Genomic DNA, 20894 nt, shown 5'->3' with positions numbered 1-20894 from the left:
AATGACAGGCCCACTCGGAAAACTTTATTTAATACCCACTACTTTAGGTGAAACCGCGCCTTTAGAAGTACTCCCTATTTCAGTTAAAAAAATTATCGAACAGGTAGATGTTTATATTGTTGAAAATGAAAAGACTGCCAGACGTTTTATCAAACATATAAAACCAAGTAAAAAACAGTCTAGTTTGCAAATGTTTCATCTAAACAAATTTACAGATGCTTCCGAACTTCCTAGCTTTTTAGAACCTTGTTTACAAGGTAAAAATGTGGGATTATTATCTGAAGCAGGCTGTCCAGCAATAGCAGACCCAGGAGCAGATATTGTAAAATTAGCCCACCAAAAAAACATAAGAGTCGTACCATTGGTTGGGCCTTCGTCCATAATTATGGCTCAAATGAGTTCTGGTATGAATGGCCAAAGTTTTGCTTTTAATGGCTATTTACCTATAGATAAAGATGAAAGGAAGAAAGAACTAAAACGTTTAGAACAACTTTCCTTTAGTCATAACCAATCGCAATCTTTTATAGAAACACCCTATAGAAACAACAAATTACTTGAAGATATCTGCAGTACCTTAAACGACTTAACTATGGTTTGTGTGGCCTGCGACATTACGTTGCCTACTGAGTTTATAAAAACCCAAAGCGTAAACGACTGGAAAAAAAACAGCGTAGATCTACATAAAAGACCTACGCTATTTATTATCCATAAAGACTAATGCCTAAGCCGAGTGTTTTACCTTGGCTTTTTTATTTGGCTCAATCTTCGATGTATCATAACCCGAGAATTTTTTAATGTAATAAGCTACTGAAGTCCCGTATGCATCGGAAAAACCGTCGGCACCAAAACTTCTTAAGTATTTTTTTACATTTCCAGGTCCGGCTAAATGCGCTGCTGCTAGAATTCCAGACTCTGTAATTTTTGTTCCGTTAATTACTTTCCCAGAAAAACGTTTAATGTCTTTCCTTAAAACCCATTTATTACGTTCCGCATTAGCTATAAATGCCTTTTCTTGTAATTCCGGATTACTTAAAAAGTGAACTGGATTGTGGATTCCTATCAACTTTAAAGTTTCCTTTCCAAACTGATACTTTCCTAAATACCCTAAAGTATTCACCGTAAAATAATCTCCTCCAGATTCCTTAAAGCCTAAAGCTTCTTTGAATCCTACAAAAGATTTTCCTAAAGTTGGTGAATAAGGTACTTGGGTTTCGTGCATTGGGAATAAGTTGTCTTGAGAAACTTCTCCGCGATCTTCATCGTTAAATGCATATCGTGGCGAGGTGTAATTTTTCTCTTTTACCGATTCATTCATATAAATCGATCCAACAACTAAGAAACATATTGTAAGTGATAAGACTAAGTAACTTCCAATATTTTTTATCATATCTTTAAATTTCTTCAGTAATTATCTATGTGGTAATCACTTGAAAATTTCAGTGTGCAAAGATAGAACTTTTTTTTAATATCTGAAACTTAATCGATTAAGTGTTTCTAAAAATAGATTCCGTGAAACTTAATGCCATTTTTATCGGTGAACTCCATAGCTGGAAATGGCACTTTTATCACATTAAAAACATCAAAAAGTGTCTTTAATACGTGCGAATTTGTTTTAATTCTGGTTAGGTCCACATCCAAACTCAAGTAATATTGTCGGTAAGGATCTGGATAGGTTACTGGCTCATCTCCTGATGAATTTGTACCAGAAACCATACCTTCTGCCCCATAACCAAAAGCTACATTTAACCATTTGGGAATTTTACTGTCTTTAAAAAAACTATGTAAATTAAAACTTAACCAATAGGTTTGACCGTTATAATCCTTTAAAAACTCTTCTGAAAGCCCACTTCCTAATTTATCTGGATTCTGTGACGCATATTTCGTTCTATGAAAAGAATACTTCAAAGCTATTCGTTGTTCATTCCAAAGCAATTCCTGTCCAACATACAAACCGGTTCCTGAAACATTAGCTGCCATATCTCCCCAAGAAAATCCCCATTCTTCTGAAAAACCATCAAATATTTCTACAGCAGTTAAAAATCCCAATCCTAAACTTGCACCATAAATTAACTGCGATTTTTGGCTGGCTCCACTCCAATTTAAAGTGTTTGCTCCCAACCTACTTAACTGATATGCAGAAAACACATGTCCGACCTTGTCCATTTGAAACCATTCGTTATTATCGTCGAAAGTGTGAAATTTGGATTTTGGATAATTGGCATACCATAACTGATTTAATCCAACCAAAGTTAAGCTGGCAATAGAAACCTCTGAAATTACTACAGCATTCCGTCTAGATATATTTAAAGTATCGCTGGGTTCTAAAAAATTATTTAAACCACTTTGAGAAAAAGAAGCCAAGGTGATTAAACACGCTATTATGGTATGTTTAATCTGCATTTGAATTTATTTGTTGATGCCTTGAGCTGATAAATAACTTTGATATTCTCTAGCATTTGCATTGTGCTGACTTAAGGTTTTGGCGAATTTATGATAGCCTAATCTTTTAGCATCCGCAGCAAAATAAAGGTATGTATGTGTTTCAGGATTTAAAACAGCATCTATTGCGGTAATATCTGGCATAGCAATAAGTCCTGGAGGCAAACCAGCATATTTATAGGTATTATAAGGCGAATCTATATCTTTATGGATATTTAAAACCCTTTTAATAATGGTGTTTTTATATTCTGGTAATTGGTATGCTGCAAACTTTAAGGTTGGATCCGCTTGCAAAGGCATGCCAATGCGTATTCTATTTAAATATACACCTGCAATTCTTGGTTGCTCCTCGGCTTGTTTAGACTCTTCATGCACAATGGAAGCCAAGGTCATCACTTCATTTTCTGTTAAGCCCAAGGCTTTTGCTTTGGCTTTTCTGCTATCATTCCAGAATCGATGGTATTCTTTTAGCATTCTATCCCTAAATTCAATGGCTGACGTATTCCAGAAAAATTCATAACTATTTGGAATATACATTCCTAAAGAAGTGGCTTTTGAAAAGGAATTATTGGTAAGAAATTGCTCATCATTCATAACTTCAAATAACTTTAAACTATCTGCCTCTATTTGCATGGAAACTCTTCCTGCAAGAGCTTTTAGATCTGGCTGATTATTAAATGCTAGATTTAGCGGAAGGTTTTTACTTCTAATGGAATTGATGATATCGTTATTATTCATTCCTTTTTTAATCAGAAATCTTCCAGCCTTGATATTGGAAATGTATTTTTTCTGTTTGGCAAGAGCGTCAAACTTTTCAATATCCTTTAATAAAGGTTTTAATTGTTCCCTTACATCAGAATAATTGGCATTGGTAGGCACATAAATATACGCCTGATCGTTATTGAAGGCTGTGTTGCCCACCAACATAACTCCGTAAATATAGTTGGCAAAAAGACCAGCAATTACTAGTCCGATTAAGGCGATGGCAATAAGAATTTTTTTGAAATACATTAATTAATTCGTTGAAGTAAATATTCGTTTTTATAAGAACCGTTTACGTAGTTCCAATCCTTTTTTAATCCAATAATCTGAAAGCCATGTTTTGCAAAAAGCTTTAAGCTGGCTTCGTTCTCTTCGGAAATATTACAATACAATTGATGTAGGTTTAAATGTGTTTTACAATAATTGATTAATAATCCCAAGGCCTCATTTCCGATTCCTTTCTGTCTTTCGGCAGTTTCCTTGATTAAAATTCCAACTCCTGCCCTACTATTTTTAAAATCGAAATCAAACAGGTCTATCATTCCAAGGGCAATATTACTATAATTTGAAATAACTAAACGCAATTGTTTTACTTCAAATATATCATTATGCGCATTTTCCAGATATTGCATAATTAAAAATCTAGAATAAGGCGTTTGGGTATGACTAATTTCCCAAACAGTTTCATCGTTTTCTACACTGTGTATAAAATCTAAATCTTCAGGTTCCAAAGCTCTTAAATAAATGTTTTCTCCCTTTAATGTTAGCATGTCCAAGTTCCTTTAAATACGTTAACTGCTGGTCCAATAAGCCAGATATTTCTATAAATGCCCTTGTCTTTTTCAAAAGAAACCTGTAAATCGCCTCCTTCAGTTTTAAGCGTTACCATGTTGTTTTTAGTTTGGCCAATTTCAAACATGGCAAGAGCAACAGCAGTTACTCCTGTGCCACAAGATAAGGTTTCATCTTCTACGCCACGCTCGTAAGTTCTTACCTGAAAAACAGCTTCAGAAAGTTTTTTTACGAAATTAACATTGGAACCCGCTTCATTATAAGGTTGTCCATAGCGAATTTTTGAGCCAACTTCTTTTATGGGTAATTCCTTTAAATTGGTTTCCAACTGAACGTGATGTGGTGATCCTGTATTTAAAAACACATGATTTGGATGGTTTTCTACTGAAAGTACGTCCTGCATTTGCAGTTTCACAATATTACTTTCAATAATGGCGTGATGCATGCCGTCAATGGCTTCAAACGAAGCTTTGTTTTGAATAATACCTAAGTGCTTGGCAAAAGCCGTAATGCATCGACCACCATTGCCACACATGGAGCTTTCATTTCCATCGGCATTGTAGTAAACCATTTTAAAATCCCATTCTGGATGGTTTTCCAATAGAATAAGGCCATCGGCACCTATGCCAAAACGTCGGTCGCATAAGTTTGCAACCAGTTTGGTATTGTTTTTGTCGAATTGTTGTTGACGATTATCAATCATCACAAAATCGTTCCCAGTTCCTTGATATTTGTAAAATGTAAATTCCATAAGTCAGGCAAATATAAGAATTAAGACGATGAATCATCTTGTTAAACACACGTTAAATGTGACGTTAAAAATCGTTAAAACTTAAAAACAAATTCAATAATAAATTAATTTTAATCGTTATTAAACTATAAACCTTATAATTCTATTAAATAATGAAAAAGATCATAACTCTAGTTTTAGTTTCGGTGTTAGGTGGAATTATTACACTTTCTGCCTACAAACTTTTTTTAGAAAATAATAACCCACGAGCAAACGTCCTTATGGAGGACGTTCCCGTGGTTTTCCCTGTAAACAATTATTCCAATTCCAGTTTTATTCCAGAAAATAGTATCGATTTTACTATGGCTGCCGAAAAAACAATTCATACCGTGGTCCATGTTAAAAACACCACTTTAGGAAATTCTGGACAGATGACTTTCGAGGATTTATTTTTTGGTAGATCCCCACAACGATCTCAAGTGGGCTCTGGATCGGGTGTAATTATTTCTCCAGATGGATATATTATTACTAATAATCATGTTATTGCAGGCTCGAAAGAACTTACCGTTACCTTAAACGACAACAGCACATACAACGCTAAGATTATAGGTTCAGATGACAAATCGGATATTGCCCTATTAAAAATTGACACGGAACAAGAGTTACCGTATACCACTTTTGGAGATAGCGATCAGGCTAAAATTGGCGAATGGGTGCTAGCCGTTGGAAACCCATTTAATTTAACCTCTACAGTAACTGCTGGTATTATAAGTGCTAAATCCAGGGATTTAACAGGAGGTAGAAGCACACAATCCTTTATTCAAACAGATGCTGCAGTAAATCCAGGAAATTCTGGTGGCGCCCTGGTAAACACCCAAGGTGATTTAATAGGAATTAACACAGCAATTTCTTCGCAAACTGGCTCTTATATTGGTTACTCATTTGCCGTACCAAGTAATATTGCGAGAAAAGTAGTAGAAGATATACTTGAATACGGAAACGTCCAAAAAGGTGTTTTAGGAATTTCTGGGGGAGCTTTGAATAGTAGTTTTGCCGAAAAATTAAGTGTAGCCGAAACTGAAGGCTTTTATATTGACTCGGTAGAAGAACAGTCGGGAGCTTTTGAAGCTGGACTTAAACCTGGTGATATTATAAAGAAAATTGATCATGTGAAAATTTCAAAATTCTCCGATTTAACAGGCTATTTAACTACTAAACGACCAGATGATATTGTGAATATCACCATCTTAAGAAACGGACATTTAAAAGAAATACCAGTTACACTAAATAGAAATCTAACCTTTACCATTCCACAGTTAGGAATTGTAAAAAATGCCACCAAAGAAGAGCTTAAAAAATACAACACCACAAATGGCGTAAAAATCTCAAATTTGGGACAAACCTATTCTAAATATTTAAGAGCCAATGGCGTTCAAGAAGGAGATATTGTAATTTCAATAAACAATAGCAAAGTATATAATATAGATGATGTTCAGGAAATTATATCCAACAAATCAGATTATGAACCTTTAAGGATCGAACTTATAAATTCTAAAGGCGAAATAGAACGTTATAATTTCAAATAAATAAATTAAAGAAAATTAGATACAATCCTCTGGAAAATTCCAGAGGATTTTTATTTTACAAACTGAGTCTAATACAGTTAAAATGTCTTATTTTTGCATCCAAATTCAACTCAACCATTTGTATGGTTGAAAAACATTTAACAACACATACTAAAAATTAAAAACAATGAGTTTTAACGAAACTTTTGAAAACGAGTTAGCCTTTCAAGCAGATAGAAGAAAAGCTACGGTGGAATTTATTAAGATTGTAAGCGACCTTTGGTACGACAAATCGATTGAATTGGTACTTTTTAGAAACCAATTAATCGATAGAAATGTTAGTCAAATTTTAAGTTTACACGAATACGCAGGAGAAGTTGTTGAAAAACCAATTTCTATCTTCGATTCTGTTGAAATTGCCCAAGCCATTCAAACCTTAGATTTGCCACCAGCCAGATTGGATATTGGAAAGTTAACTTACGAATTTCATTTGGAAGAGAAGAAATTTAGTAACGCTTTAGCTTTTGTTGCCGATAAATTAAAGGATGCCAGCAAACAAAATACCATAATTCCTAAAGATGTGGTTCTTTACGGATTTGGTAGAATTGGACGTTTGGTTGCACGCGAATTAATTACACTTACAGGAAGAGGAAGTCAACTACGTTTAAGAGCTATTGTTACTCGTGGCACTATAGACCAAACGGTTTTAGAGAAAAGAGCCTCTTTATTGAGAAACGATTCGGTACATGGAGATTTTCCAGGAACTGTTGTTGCAGATTTAAAAAATAGTGCTTTAATAATTAATGGTACAACTGTTAAAATTATTTCAGCAGACAACCCAGAAGACATCGATTATACAAGCTATGGCATTAACAATGCACTAGTAATAGACAACACAGGAGCTTTTAGAGACAAAGAAGCCTTAAGTAGACATTTAACTTCAAAAGGTGCGGATAAAGTATTGCTTACTGCGCCAGGAAAAGGCGTTCCAAATATTGTTCATGGCGTTAACCATTTAGAACATGACCCAGATCACGTAGATATCTTTTCTGCAGCGTCTTGTACAACCAATGCCATTACTCCTATTTTAAAAGTAGTAGAAGACGCGCTGGGTGTAAAAAGCGGACATCTTGAAACCATTCATGCGTACACAAACGACCAAAATTTGGTTGACAACTTTCATAAAAAATACCGTCGTGGTCGTGCGGCTGCATTAAACATGGTAATTACCGAAACTGGAGCTGGAAGTGCTGTGGCAAAAGCTTTACCTGCTTTAGAAGGAAAATTAACATCCAATGCCATTCGTGTTCCTGTTCCTAATGGCTCTTTAGCTATTTTAAGTTTGGAATTGGAAAAAGAAACCTCTCTAGAAGGAATCAATGCCATTATAAAAAAATCTGCTATCGAAGGCGATTTGGTAGAGCAAATTAAATATGAGCTAAGCGATGAACTGGTTTCGACCGATATTATTGGAAGTTCTGCGCCTGCTATTTACGATAGTAAAGCAACAATCGTTAGAAAAGACGGTAAGAATGTGCTGTTATATATCTGGTACGATAACGAATATGGCTACAGCCATCAAGTCATTAGATTAGCAAAGCACATTGCCAAAGTAAGACGTTATACCTATTATTAGTATTTAAAACATCTAAAATATTATTTCAACCGTATATAATAAAGCCTCACAGTGTGAGGCTTTTTTCATAATTGGCAATTAAAACTTAACTTAATTTCTTATTTTCGTAATTATAAACATCAAAAAAACAAAAATCCCAAATGAAAATTTTTAAATCCTTGTTGTTCGTCCTATGCCTTGTATCTGTTAATACCTACGCACAAGAACAAACAGACGACGATAAACTTTCGTTAACCAGTGGCAGTATTGATAATCAATTCGATTACGTTATAAAACGTTCTAACAACTATCAAGATTACAAAGTAGTTAAAGTCAATTGGTTACATACTCTAAAGGCCCATACCTTAGATTCCTTAAAGGCTATTCAAATCCAATTAGACAGTACAAAATTGGTTATAAGAAATCAAGCAGAAGAAACAGTTTCTTTAAAATCTAATTTATCCAATACGCAACATGAGCTAGACAAAACAACCTTAGAGAAAGACAATATGGCTTTATTTGGGATGCAAATGAGCAAATCTAGTTATAATGCCCTTATGTGGTCTATAATCGGGTTACTGTTAGCTTGCTTACTATTATTTATTTATAAATTTAATAATAGCAATTTAGTAACCAAAGAAGCTAGAAAAAATCTAACAGATATTGAAGATGAATTTGAAGAGCACAGAAAAGTGGCTTTAGAAAGAGAACAAAAAGTAAGACGTCAGTTGCAAGACGAATTAAATAAACAAAAATGAATTAAATAGAAAATGAATTCTATTGATTAAAAATCTGTAAACAATAATTTACAGATTTTTTTTGTTTTTATTTTAAAATTTTTCAATTTAACATACTTACAAAAGCAAACAAAATTCGCTAACTATGGATATATCCAATATAAAAATTTCATATATCCAAATTAAAGGAACTTCCCTATAAAACTCGAAATTACATAAAACATTTCAAGTATATTTGCACTTCTAAAGTATTATCATGCGCATAGATATTATAACTGTTTTACCAGAATTACTTAAAAGTCCGTTCGAAGCTTCAATTTTAAAGCGAGCAATTGAAGCTAACTTGGTGGAAGTTCATTTTCATAATCTAAGAGATTTTACAACGGATAATTACAAAACCATAGACGACTACCAATTTGGTGGTGGCGCTGGCATGGTTATGATGGTAGAGCCCATAGATAAGTGTATCTCTAAATTAAAATCTGAAAGAGATTACGACGAAGTTATTTATATGACACCAGATGGCGAAACTTTAAGCCAAGGCATTGCCAATCAGCTATCTCTAAAAGAAAATATCATTATCCTTTGCGGGCATTATAAAGGTGTCGATCAACGGGTGCGCGATCATTTTATAACCCGAGAAATATCAATTGGAGATTATGTCCTTTCTGGAGGAGAACTTGGAGCTGCTGTTTTATGTGATGCTATTATCCGACTAATTCCTGGCGTCTTAGGAAACGAAACCTCTGCATTAACAGATTCCTTTCAGGATAATTTATTGGCACCTCCAATCTATACACGTCCTAGAGAATATAAGGGTTGGCAAGTTCCTGAAGTTTTATTTAGTGGAAATTTCCCTGAAATTGAAAAATGGCGAGAAGAAAAAGCTTACGAACACACAAAAAACAGACGCCCAGATTTACTGGATGACTAGTTAAAAAGGTCCGATACAATAGAGATTAGGAACTAGCAGTCTAGGAAATAGCAGTACTTAAAGTGTGTATAACTGACAACCAAAAAATTCGTCAAAAAAACTTACAACTCATAACTCAAAACTCAAAACTTTTTACTTATATTTGCACCCAATTTCGGGTTAACCTCTGGCGAGAATCGTATATGTTGTTTCGAATTAATTATAATTAAATATAAAGATATGGAATCTTTAGTAAAATTTGTACAAGACGAATTTGTAACAAAAAAGGAATTTCCTGCATTTAAAGCTGGAGACACAATTACAGTATACTACGAAATTAGAGAGGGTGAAAAAGTACGTACTCAGTTCTTTAAAGGTGTAGTAATTCAAAAAAGAGGATCTGGTTCTACAGAAACTTTTACCATTAGAAAAATGTCTGGAACTATTGGCGTAGAACGTATTATGCCAATTAATATGCCTTCCTTACAAAAAATCGAAGTAAACAAAAAAGGTAAAGTTCGTAGAGCTCGTATCTATTACTTCAGAGGTCTTACTGGTGAGAAAGCAAGAATTAAAGAAAACATGAAACGTTAATAAACGTTTAATAACTTTGAAAAGCCCTGTAAACACAGGGCTTTTTTTATTAACAAAAGTTAACAACTCCAGTTCATAACCTGTTGATATCTAATATGTTAAAATGCTTGGAATTAAAGACATCTTAGCGTATCTTAGTACAAGAATTTATAAACAACGTTTAGTTGGTTTCATGTAAATGAATTAGTTATAGACTCTAAAAGAAACGTTCTTTATTATAATTGTTTTTTGAGGTTTTAAGGATATGTGTGAATACATATATACCAAGAGATCATGATACTTAAAGAAGGTTTGGCTGTTTAGACAGTGAAATCCTGAAGAAGTTGAAAGTTTGTGTAAACTGAATGTTACGAAAGTAAATTTAGCCAACAGATTCAATGTATTTTAGATTGTAGATTGCATAGCAATAAACAATAGGTAATACATCAAGAAAAACAGTTTATCAGAAACATTTCGGCAACAGGTCAATACATTTTGAAAGTTGTATTAAACGAATGTTTCTTTTGAAATAGTCACACTTGAATTTAATGTTGTGAACAAAAGTTTATACTATTTGGTAGCAATGTCAAATTAGATCACGTGAAACTGTTTCAAAGAAAGCCATGTCAAAAATAGATTTATATCTATTGTGATATGGCTTTTTGTTTTATAGTAACTTCTTATAAAGTTCCTATCTTTGGCTTTCCAAAAAAATATCCGTTAAAATGAACCTACCTCTTATTATAGACCAAGATTTTAAAAAAGTCGATTTCACAAAAAACGAATTAGAAAAAGCGGAGTACGATAATTGTAGCTTTATAGATTGTGATTTTTCCGACTCTTATTTGACAACAATCTCTTTTATAGAATGCGAGTTTATTGATTGTAACTTGAGTAATGTTAAAGTAAAGAATACGACATTTAAAGATGCCGTATTTACAGAATGTAAGTTATTAGGGGTTTCTTTTACAGATTGTAATCCATTTCTACTCTCGTTTTCCTTTAATAGATCCAACTTAAATTTCTCTTCATTCTATAAATGCAATCTTAAAAACACTCATTTCGATACTTGTCTCTTAGAAAATATCGATTTCTCTGAAGCGAATCTAAGTCAAGCCATATTTTTAGAATGTAACTTAAACCAAAGTGTCTTCAATAATTCCAATTTGCAAAAGGCAGATTTTAGAACTTCATATAATTTCTTCATAAATCCAGAATTAAACAGCTTAAAACAAGCAAAATTCTCTAAGGAAGGAGCTCTAAATCTACTAAAATCTTATAATTTAGATATAGAATAATCGAAATCGACAACAGACAATTCACTTTATTATCATCTTGACAAAACACACCTATTTAAGGGATTCTTCACTTTAAAACAGTTTATATTTTCATATATTTGCATGGCTTAAAAAACAAGCAATTCTATTAAATAAAACTGAAAATTCTTATGGCAAATCCATCTACAATTATTTATACCAAAACAGATGAAGCTCCAGCTTTAGCAACTTATTCCTTTTTACCAATTGTTCAATCGTTCACCAAACCAACTGGAGTTGATATTGAAACAAAAGACATATCTATTGCAAATAGAATTTTAGCTGTTTTTCCAGATTTTTTAACTGAAGACCAAAAGGTAAGTGACGATTTAGCGATTCTTGGGGAATTGGTTAAACAACCTGAAGCTAATATTATAAAATTACCAAATATTAGCGCATCCACTCCTCAATTGAAATCTGCGATCGAAGAATTACAAGCTAAAGGTTTTAAATTGCCTAATTATCCAGATGAACCTAAAACCGATTCTGACAAAGAAATAAAATCCCGTTACGATAAAATTAAAGGATCTGCTGTAAACCCGGTTCTCCGTGAAGGAAACTCGGATAGACGCGCTCCAAAAGCCGTTAAAAATTACGCCAAGAAAAACCCTCATTCTATGGGAGCTTGGAGCAAGGATTCTAAAACGCATGTAGCAACTATGGACGAAGGTGACTTTGAACATAATGAAAAATCGATGACTTTAGACAAGGCTACTACGGTTTCTATTCAGTTTAAAGGAACCAATGGCGAAACTGAAATCTTAAAAAACAACCTAAACCTTTTAGAAGGCGAAATCATAGATGCAACCGTTTTAAGCAAAAAAGCATTAATTGAGTTTTTAGATACTCAAGTTAAAGATGCTAAAGATCAAGGCGTGCTTTTCTCTTTACATATGAAAGCTACCATGATGAAAATAAGTGATCCAATTATTTTTGGTCATGCTGTAAAAGTGTTTTTTAAAGAACTTTTTGCCAAACATGGAGAAACTTTTAAATCCATTGGTGTCGATGTGAATAACGGATTTGGAAATCTCATAGAAAAATTACAGGATCTTCCTACCAATAAACGTCAAGAAATAGAAGAAGACATTGCAGCTGCTTATAAAAATGGACCAGCATTGGCCATGGTTAATAGTGACAAAGGCATTACCAATCTTCACGTACCAAGTGATGTTATTATTGATGCTTCCATGCCAGCCATGATTAGAACATCGGGAAAAATGTGGAATGCCAATGGAAAACTACAAGATACCAAAGCCGTAATTCCAGACAGTAGTTATGCTGGTATTTATACAGCAACTATCGATTTCTGTAAAGAACATGGGGCTTTCGATCCAACAACTATGGGTTCTGTTCCAAACGTTGGACTTATGGCTCAAAAAGCTGAAGAATATGGTTCTCACGATAAGACCTTTGAAATGGCAGCTAATGGAACTGTTAGTGTTATAGGCGCTTCAGGAAAGGTGTTGATTGAACATAAAGTTGAAGCTGGAGACATCTGGCGTATGTGCCAAGCTAAAGATGCACCCATCCAGGATTGGGTAAAATTAGCCGTTACCAGAGCTAGAGCATCTCAAACTCCTGCTGTTTTTTGGTTGGATAAAAACAGAGCTCATGATATTGAATTAATTAAAAAGGTGAATTTATACTTAAAAGATCACGATACGGCTGGTTTGGATATTAGAATTCTATCTCCTTTCGAAGCTACAAAATTCACTTTAGAAAGAATTAAAGATGGAAAAGACACAATTTCAGTTTCCGGAAACGTATTAAGAGATTACTTAACCGATTTATTTCCAATTTTAGAATTGGGTACAAGTGCTAAAATGTTATCCATTGTTCCTTTAATGAATGGTGGAGGTTTATTTGAAACAGGCGCTGGTGGATCGGCACCAAAACACGTGCAACAAGTTTTGGAAGAAAACCATTTACGTTGGGATTCCTTGGGTGAGTTCTTAGCATTAGCTGTTTCTTTAGAGCATTTAAGTGAAGTTACAAACAATCCAAAAGCCTTAATTTTAGCTGAAGCGCTAGACCTTGCTACAGAAAAATTATTGGATAATAGAAAAGGGCCTTCTAGAAATGTTGGAGAAATTGATAACAGAGGAAGTCATTTTTATTTAGCTATGTATTGGGCTCAAGCATTAGCGCAACAAACTAAAGACAGTAAATTGCAAGACACCTTTGCTCCTGTTGCCAAAAAATTAGAAGAAAATGAAGAGCAGATTCTGCAAGAATTAAATAGCGTACAAGGTCACCCAATAAATCTTGGTGGTTATTACCAATTTGGAGAAACTGAAACTAGAAATGTTATGAGACCAAGCCAAACATTTAATAGCATTTTACAAGCTATTTAGTAAAAAACAATATTTTGTTAATTAAAGCTCCTTCCGGGAGCTTTTTTTATAACTTTAGTAAAAATACGCGCTTAATGAAGATACGAATACTCTGGTTGTTTATAATTTTTGGATTAAAAAATAATGGCGTTTTTGCACAGGATAAAGTAACCCTAAGTGGTATTGTATCCGATGTTAAGAATAACGAAACACTTATTGGAGTAAATATTTTATTTCCTGAATTAAATACTGGAGCGACTACAAACGAATATGGGTTTTATTCCATAACCATTCCAAAAGGAACCTATAGAATAGTTATTAGCTATTTAGGATATCGGGATATATCTGAAACTATCTCATTTGAAACTAATTTAAACAAAGATTTTAGCTTAGCGGAGGCATTTGAAAATTTAAACGAAGTGATTATTACGGAGAATGTGGAAAAATTAAACATTAAAAAACCACAAATGAGTGTTAATACTTTAACTTCAAATACCATAAAGCAAATTCCAGTGGTTTTTGGAGAAGCCGATGTTATTAAAGCCATTACCTTATTGCCTGGGGTTACAAATGCTGGCGAAGGCTCTTCTGGATTTAACGTACGCGGTGGAGCTGCCGATCAGAATTTAATACTACTAGATGAAGCTACTATCTATAATTCCTCTCATCTTTTTGGTTTCTTTTCTGTGTTTAATCCAGATGCCATTAAAGATTTGAAATTATATAAAGGTGGCATTCCAGCAAGATATGGAGGACGTGTTTCTTCAGTCTTGGATATTTATCAAAAAGAAGGAAATAGTAAGGAATTTCATGTAAATGGCGGCATTGGCCTAATATCTAGTAGACTTTTGGCTGAAGGCCCCATCAATAAAGGCCAAGGATCCTTCTTATTAGGAGGAAGAGCTACTTATGCACATTTATTTCTACCCATTTTCGACATTGAAAACAAAGCCTATTTTTACGATTTAAACACCAAGATAAGCTATAAACTCAATCAGAATAATAATGTATATCTATCTGGTTATTTTGGAAGAGATGTACTTAGTTTTAGCGATAGTTTTAAAAATACCTATGGAAATACCATATTAAATTTTAGATGGAACCATTTGTTTTCAGATAAATTATTCTCAAATCTCTCTTTAATCTATTCCGATTATTATTACGGCTTGGATTTAGGTTTTATAGAATTTAACTGGAATTCCGGCATTAGAAACTTCAATTTAAAATACGACTTTAAACATTATCTCAGCAATAAAATAAAATTACAGTATGGTTTAAACAGTATTTACCATAAATTCAATCCAGGTGAAATAGAGCCTTCAAATCCGGAGTCCGGAATTAATGCCCAAAAACTAATAGATAAATATGGTTTCGAAAACGCCATATATATTGATGTTGAACACAAACTAACAAATAGATTAATGGCATCTTATGGTTTACGTTATAGCTCGTTTTTACGCTTGGGTCAAGATGAATTAAACATGTACACAAACGACCAAGCTGTTATTTATAATCAAGATTTGCAAATTTATCAAAAAGCAGTACCTATAGGAGCTGAAAGTTATAAGCGTAGTGATGTGATAGAATCTTTCGGAAATTTAGAGCCAAGATTGGCACTGGCTTACGAGTTAAACTCAAGTTCATCTATTAAAGCTAGTTACAACCGAATGAATCAATATTTACATTTATTGTCCAATACAAGTTCTCCAACACCTCTGGATATCTGGACACCTAGTGGTAAATATATCAAGCCACAACAATTGGATCAAGTTGCTTTAGGATATTTTAAAAACTTTAAAGACAATATCTATTCCTTAGAAGTTGAGACATTTTATAAAAAAGTAAAAAATAGAATTGATTATATCGATGGTGCGGACTTAATTGCAAATAACGCCATTGAACAAGTTATTTTAAATGGGGAAGCCAAGGCTTATGGTTTGGAAGTGCTATTTAGAAAAAACTTAGGTCGCTTTAAAGGTTGGTTTGCCTACACCTTGTCCAATTCTGAACAAAGAACACCTGGAAGAACCCCTTACGAACCTGGAATAAATAATGGTGATTGGTATAAAACACCTTACGACAAAACCCATGACGTCTCCATCACAGCTAGCTACGATTTAACTAGAAAGTGGAGTTTTAACATTAATTTCTTATTTCAAACAGGACAACCAATTACCTATCCAAATGCTCAATACGTATATAATGGACTTAACATTCCAAATTATGGATTGAGAAATGAGTACAGATTGCCAACTTATAACAGATTGGATGTTTCAGCGACTTATACACCAAAACCTGACAAAAACACAGGATGGCAAAGTGAATGGGTTTTTGGAATTTACAACGTATATAATAGAATGAATGCAGCTTCCATTTCATTTAAACAAAATGAGGAAACACGAGTTAATGAAGCTTTGAGATTATCAATTTTCGGAATTGTTCCTTCAATATCATATAACTTCAAATTTTAATACCATGAAGAAACATGTTTTTTTAGTACTTATAACTTTGGCTCTTGTCTCTTGCGAAGATGTTATAGATGTAGACGTACCAACTTCAGATCCACGTTTGGTCATTGAAGCTTCTATAAATTGGGTAAAAGGAACACCTGGAAATAATCAAGTTATCACACTAACCACTACTGCTCCGTATTTTAATGATGGTGTCCCTCCTGCCAATAATGCGCAAGTAAGCATTATAGACCAGCATAACAATGTATTCGATTTTGTTGAAGATGGCGAAACCGGTAAGTATTACAACTCTAATTTTATTACTGAAATAAATGGAGTTTATAATTTAACCGTTATATATAAAAATGAAACTTATACAGCTACAGAAACCCTTTTACCAGTTGCAGAAATTGAATATGTTGAACAAAATTTAGAAGGTGGTATTTCAGGTGAAGACACCGAAATTAAAGCATATTTCACAGATCCTGTAGATGAAGAAAATTATTATTTCTTCGAATATATACCAAACATTCCTGTTTTAGCCACATTGGATACCAATAAAGATGAATTTGTAAACGGAAATCTAATTTTTGGTTTTTATGTAGAAGAAGAATTAAAACCTGGAGACGAAGTTCTTATAAGAAGCAATGGTGTATCAAAACAATTCTACGAGTTTATGTATATTCTATTGCAACAAACGGGTTCAAGCGGGGGCCCTTTTGAAACGCAGCCAGCTACCGTTAAAGGAAATTGTATGAACATTTCCAATCCGGATAATTATCCTTTAGGATATTTTAGATTGTCGGAAGTTTCAGAAGTAAACTATGTCGTACAAGAATAATCTTATCTAAAACGAGTACTTGAAATATAAAATTGAGTATTTTTGAAATCATGGAATTTATAAAAACTACAGAACAAGACTCTAACTATAATCATCTAGAAAAGATGACGGTTCACGAGTTATTATCAAATATTAATGCCGAAGATAAAACGGTCGCACAAGCTGTAGAAAGAACCTTACCACAAATTGAAATCCTAGTTAACCAAATTGTTAAAAAACTTGAAAAAGGTGGGCGTTTATTTTATATTGGTGCTGGTACAAGTGGTAGATTAGGTATTTTGGATGCGTCCGAATGCCCTCCAACCTTTGGTGTTTCACATAATTTAGTAATAGCCATAATTGCTGGAGGCGATTCTGCCATACGTAAAGCAGTGGAATTTGCAGAAGATTCAGCAACAGAAGGCTGGGAAGATCTACAAAAATATAACATCTCAAAAAACGATGTCGTAATTGGTATTGCTGCCTCTGGTACAACACCTTATGTTATCCATGCTTTAAAAACCTGCAATGAAAACCGTATTATTACCGGTTGTATAACTTGTAATGAAAATAGCCCCTTGTCGCTTACAGCAAAATATCCTATTGAAGTTGTTGTCGGACCAGAATTTGTTACGGGAAGTTCTAGAATGAAAGCTGGAACAGCCCAAAAATTAGTTCTAAATATGATAACAACAGCAACCATGATTAAATTAGGACATGTAAAAGGAAATAAAATGGTGGATATGCAACTAAGCAATAATAAACTAGTTGAAAGAGGAACAAAAATGATTATGACCGAACTTAATATTTCAGAAAGTGAAGCTCGATTGCTTTTAAACAAATATAAAAATGTTCGTGAAGCAATAAAAAAATATAAAAATGGATACTAAAAGAACAAATAAAGATGTCTTAATAAAAGGCCTAAAAAAAATGGGGCTTTCCCTATTATGCATGTTTCTTGGTCCTACTTTAATCTATGTAGCTTTTAGCAATCAAGAGAAACCCTTGTATATTCCTATATTAATTGTTGCTATATTAATTTGCGTACTTGCAGTTTATCTCGCTTTTAACGGTTTAAAAACCATTATGGATAGTATGTTCGATAAACCTTCTTCTAAAAAAGCAAGTTGATAAAAAACAGACTGGTAAAAAGAGAGGAATCGCACTTAGCCTTTCAAGCTTTCAAGAACCAATCGTAATTCTCCATACGTATATTTTTCATCGAGCTGATGTTTTAAATCTGAAAGACTTTCAAAAGTTCTCTTAGGAATAAGTTCTTTCAATTCTTTAAAATGTGCTTCAGACATTAAATCTGTTATTTTAACTTCTTTTGAAGGTATAAAACTAGCCAAATGCCCGAAAATTGTATTTTCGTTTAACTCCCTTTCTTCAGAAATATCCTGTATGCTTTTACCTGCTTTAAAGAGTTCTAGTGATATTTTTTTAGTATCCCCTTTCTTTTTATTAATTGGCGTTAGTTCAATTTCATAATTGGTTTGAGGGACTTCTATATGGTTATCTTCACAGAAATCACCAATCACTTTTAAAATAGCATTTCCATATTTTTGGACACGCATTTTTCCCATACCATTAATTTGTAGCAGTTCTTTTGTTGAAGTCGGTAAAACTTCACACATTTCGTATAAAGACTTTTGAGTGAAGATTTGATAGTGGATTAAATCATTTTCCTTGGCAATGGAATCTCTTAATTCCCTTAGTAATTCAAATAATATCACATTAGATGTACCTTCAACAACGGTTTTCCTTTTTGTCTTAGGTTTCTCTTTAGTTATGAATGCAGACTTTGCTTTTAATCCTAAGAACTTACTGCTACTAAATCTATTATGTAACTCTTTAAAGTAAAGTAGTTTTACCTCTAACAATTCCTCAAGTACATCGAAATGTTTTGTTAGTTCCTTTTCAACTTCCTTATTATCTGTTGTAAAACCAAGAGATTCCCATGCAGATACAATAACCGTATCCGTATGTTTCGAAAAATAATCAATAGCCTTAGTAAATCGTTCTTGAACAAGTGTACTATCTTCTGGAAGTTCTCCGTTAATTAGCATACTACTCAACTGATCAATAAAATTGGTGTTAATTTTCAAAAAAGGAATAATAGCTTCATCTTTTATAGATAATAGAGCCTGCTCAATTATTCCTTCTACACTAGTTCTGTTTTTATAATAAATGTCCAAAGCGCGATTAACGGGAAATAGAAAGTCGTGAAAATTGAAGATTTCAAAAATGCAGTCCAATTGAAATTTTCTTTGTGAAAGTTTTAAAATATCTTCATTGGGCGAATTTGCTTCAGATTGTTTAGTAAATGAACTAATATCATCATTACTAATAATCTGACTAGAATTGATTTTACTTTTCAATACCAATCCCTCTAGAGATTTACATCTACTCAATGCCACATAGGTTTGACCATGAGCAAAAGCACCCTGTGCATCTATAATCGCCTTTTCAAAAGTTAAACCTTGGCTTTTGTGAATGGTAATAGCCCAAGCTAAACGTAAAGGCATTTGTTTATAAGAACCTATTCTGTCTTCTTTAATAGCCTTCGTTTCATTGTCTACCGTATAATTGATGTTTTCCCAAACTTCCGGACTTGTGCTTATGTCGAAATCATCTTCTGGACAACGTATAATCACTTCACTTTTATTCAGTTCAATAACCTTTCCTATCTTTCCATTAAAATAACGCTTTTCAGGAGAACTATCGTTTTTAATAAACATGACCTGAGAACCAACCTTTAGCTCCAATTTTTCGTCGTTAGGATAGGCATATTCTGGAAATTTACCTGCTACTTCTGCCTTATAGCTATAAACTCTAGAAGACAATAACTTCAGTTCCTCCAAATTAACTTGCTCTGCCTTTCTATTATGTGTGGTTAAATAAATGTAACCTTCTGAAGGGTTAGGCTTGAAGTCTTCAATATAGCGCATATTGAGTTCATCGGCTGATGCTTGTGTTAGCGTATTATTTCTAACTTCATTTAAAATCTGGATAAATCTCTGGTTATCCTGTCTATATATATGTTTCAATTCAATCGTTAAAGCCTCACAAGATTGAAATACGTTACTGCTAAAAAAAAATCCAGTTTTATAATAAGCTTTCAAAAGATTCCATTCGTGATCTTTAATAACTGGTGATAGTTGTTGTAAATCACCAATCATTAAAACTTGTACACCACCAAATGGTTTATTAGATTTCCTATACCGTTTTAACACCTGATCAATACCGTCCAATAAATCGGCTCGAACCATACTAATCTCATCAATAATTAACAAATCCAACGATTTAATAATATCAATTTTGGTTTTACTAAATTTTCTATTGAAGTTGGAATTTTGGAGATTTTCATCCCCAGGAATTAGAGGGCCAAAAGGCATTTGAAAAAATGAATGTATTGTAACGCCCTTAGCATTAATAGCTGCCACTCCTGTGGGTGCAACAACAATAAGACGTTTAAGAGACTCCTTTTTTAGTTTATGTAAAAAAGTTGTTTTACCAGTCCCCGCTTTTCCAGTTAGAAATATATTTCTGGACGTATTATTGATAAAAGCCCATGCTAAGTCTAGTTCTTGATTACTTTTCAAAAGAATAATATATAAATCGTTTCATTACAAATTTATATAAAGATACAAACATATTCTATAATAAAATTCCAAAAGACCTTTGGAAAAGGTTGGTTGTAGATTCAAAAAAAGTTATAAAAAAAAAGTCCCGATCCATTAAAATGAATCGGGACTCTAAAAAAGGCGATGACCTACTCTTCCACAAATGCAGTACCATCGGCGCTAATGGGCTTAACTTCTCTGTTCGGAATGGTAAGAGGTG

General features: G+C 33.4%; 18 protein-coding genes and 1 rRNA gene. 12 read left to right on the top strand and 7 right to left on the bottom strand.

The genetic code is table 11. The features are described from left to right. The first annotated feature begins 1 nt into the window (after nucleotide 1). On the top strand, nucleotides 2–718 hold the full coding sequence (locus VKY47_RS00730) for an SAM-dependent methyltransferase (protein WP_324309552.1): 717 nt from the start codon (nucleotides 2–4) through the stop codon (nucleotides 716–718). A gap of 3 nt (nucleotides 719–721) precedes the next feature. Here VKY47_RS00730 and VKY47_RS00725 read toward each other — a convergent pair whose 3' ends face one another. The 5 genes from VKY47_RS00725 to dapF all read right to left on the bottom strand — a co-directional run bounded on the left by VKY47_RS00725 (nucleotide 722) and on the right by dapF (nucleotide 4744). After that, nucleotides 722–1315 carry a peptidoglycan-binding protein LysM gene (locus VKY47_RS00725; protein ID WP_324309551.1) on the bottom strand — a complete coding sequence of 198 codons (594 nt, stop codon included), beginning with the start codon at nucleotides 1313–1315 and terminating at the stop codon, nucleotides 722–724. A 179-nt stretch (nucleotides 1316–1494) separates the two neighbouring features. After that, nucleotides 1495–2400, bottom strand: coding sequence for a DUF2279 domain-containing protein (locus VKY47_RS00720; RefSeq protein WP_324309550.1), 906 nt, complete (start codon nucleotides 2398–2400; stop codon nucleotides 1495–1497). Between the two features lie 6 nt (nucleotides 2401–2406). Then, nucleotides 2407–3450 carry an endolytic transglycosylase MltG gene (gene mltG, locus VKY47_RS00715; protein WP_324309549.1) on the bottom strand — a complete coding sequence of 348 codons (1044 nt, stop codon included), beginning with the start codon at nucleotides 3448–3450 and terminating at the stop codon, nucleotides 2407–2409. Beyond that, on the bottom strand, nucleotides 3450–3971 hold the full coding sequence (locus tag VKY47_RS00710) for a GNAT family N-acetyltransferase (protein ID WP_324309548.1): 522 nt from the start codon (nucleotides 3969–3971) through the stop codon (nucleotides 3450–3452). Before VKY47_RS00710 ends, mltG begins: the two co-directional genes overlap by 1 nt. Next, a complete protein-coding gene (gene dapF, locus VKY47_RS00705; protein WP_324309547.1) occupies nucleotides 3965–4744 on the bottom strand; it encodes a diaminopimelate epimerase in 780 nt (259 codons plus the stop codon). The genes VKY47_RS00710 and dapF overlap by 7 nt, the downstream gene beginning before the upstream one ends. A gap of 152 nt (nucleotides 4745–4896) precedes the next feature. Between dapF and VKY47_RS00700 the strand changes: the two genes are divergently transcribed. From VKY47_RS00700 to VKY47_RS00650, 11 genes are all read left to right on the top strand, one after another. After that, complete coding sequence (locus VKY47_RS00700) at nucleotides 4897–6309, top strand: trypsin-like peptidase domain-containing protein (protein WP_324309545.1); 1413 nt, start codon at nucleotides 4897–4899, stop codon at nucleotides 6307–6309. 166 nt (nucleotides 6310–6475) lie between these two features. Further along, on the top strand, nucleotides 6476–7924 hold the full coding sequence (locus VKY47_RS00695; protein ID WP_324309543.1) for a glyceraldehyde-3-phosphate dehydrogenase: 1449 nt from the start codon (nucleotides 6476–6478) through the stop codon (nucleotides 7922–7924). Between the two features lie 140 nt (nucleotides 7925–8064). Then, entirely contained in the window at nucleotides 8065–8661 is a 597-nt protein-coding gene (locus VKY47_RS00690; protein ID WP_324309541.1) for a tRNA (guanine-N1)-methyltransferase, read from the top strand. A gap of 235 nt (nucleotides 8662–8896) precedes the next feature. Further along, nucleotides 8897–9574, top strand: a complete 678-nt coding sequence (trmD, locus tag VKY47_RS00685; protein ID WP_324309540.1) for a tRNA (guanosine(37)-N1)-methyltransferase TrmD — start codon at nucleotides 8897–8899, stop codon at nucleotides 9572–9574. A 219-nt stretch (nucleotides 9575–9793) separates the two neighbouring features. Next, nucleotides 9794–10147 carry a 50S ribosomal protein L19 gene (gene rplS, locus VKY47_RS00680; protein ID WP_324309539.1) on the top strand — a complete coding sequence of 118 codons (354 nt, stop codon included), beginning with the start codon at nucleotides 9794–9796 and terminating at the stop codon, nucleotides 10145–10147. Between the two features lie 704 nt (nucleotides 10148–10851). Beyond that, nucleotides 10852–11424, top strand: a complete 573-nt coding sequence (locus VKY47_RS00675; protein ID WP_324309538.1) for a pentapeptide repeat-containing protein — start codon at nucleotides 10852–10854, stop codon at nucleotides 11422–11424. Nucleotides 11425–11573: 149 nt separating this feature from the next. Then, nucleotides 11574–13799, top strand: coding sequence for an NADP-dependent isocitrate dehydrogenase (locus VKY47_RS00670; protein ID WP_324309536.1), 2226 nt, complete (start codon nucleotides 11574–11576; stop codon nucleotides 13797–13799). 74 nt (nucleotides 13800–13873) lie between these two features. Beyond that, nucleotides 13874–16249 (top strand): TonB-dependent receptor, encoded by a 2376-nt coding sequence (locus tag VKY47_RS00665; RefSeq protein ID WP_324309534.1) that lies wholly within the window; start codon nucleotides 13874–13876, stop codon nucleotides 16247–16249. Nucleotides 16250–16253: 4 nt separating this feature from the next. Beyond that, entirely contained in the window at nucleotides 16254–17069 is an 816-nt protein-coding gene (locus VKY47_RS00660) for a DUF4249 domain-containing protein (protein ID WP_324309532.1), read from the top strand. A gap of 50 nt (nucleotides 17070–17119) precedes the next feature. Beyond that, nucleotides 17120–17938 (top strand): N-acetylmuramic acid 6-phosphate etherase, encoded by an 819-nt coding sequence (murQ, locus tag VKY47_RS00655; RefSeq protein WP_324309530.1) that lies wholly within the window; start codon nucleotides 17120–17122, stop codon nucleotides 17936–17938. Next, nucleotides 17928–18179 carry a DUF6095 family protein gene (locus VKY47_RS00650; RefSeq protein WP_324309529.1) on the top strand — a complete coding sequence of 84 codons (252 nt, stop codon included), beginning with the start codon at nucleotides 17928–17930 and terminating at the stop codon, nucleotides 18177–18179. Before murQ ends, VKY47_RS00650 begins: the two co-directional genes overlap by 11 nt. Before the next feature lie 35 nt (nucleotides 18180–18214). On the opposite strand, the gene VKY47_RS00645 is transcribed toward VKY47_RS00650, so the two are convergent. Beyond that, nucleotides 18215–20653 (bottom strand): helix-turn-helix domain-containing protein, encoded by a 2439-nt coding sequence (locus VKY47_RS00645; protein ID WP_324309527.1) that lies wholly within the window; start codon nucleotides 20651–20653, stop codon nucleotides 18215–18217. A gap of 157 nt (nucleotides 20654–20810) precedes the next feature. After that, nucleotides 20811–20894 (bottom strand): 5S ribosomal RNA (gene rrf, locus VKY47_RS00640); the annotation flags it as partial.

Source organism: Xanthomarina sp. (genome assembly GCF_035306705.1).
Classification (GTDB): domain Bacteria; phylum Bacteroidota; class Bacteroidia; order Flavobacteriales; family Flavobacteriaceae; genus Xanthomarina.
This window is presented reverse-complemented; position numbering and strand designations above follow the sequence as displayed.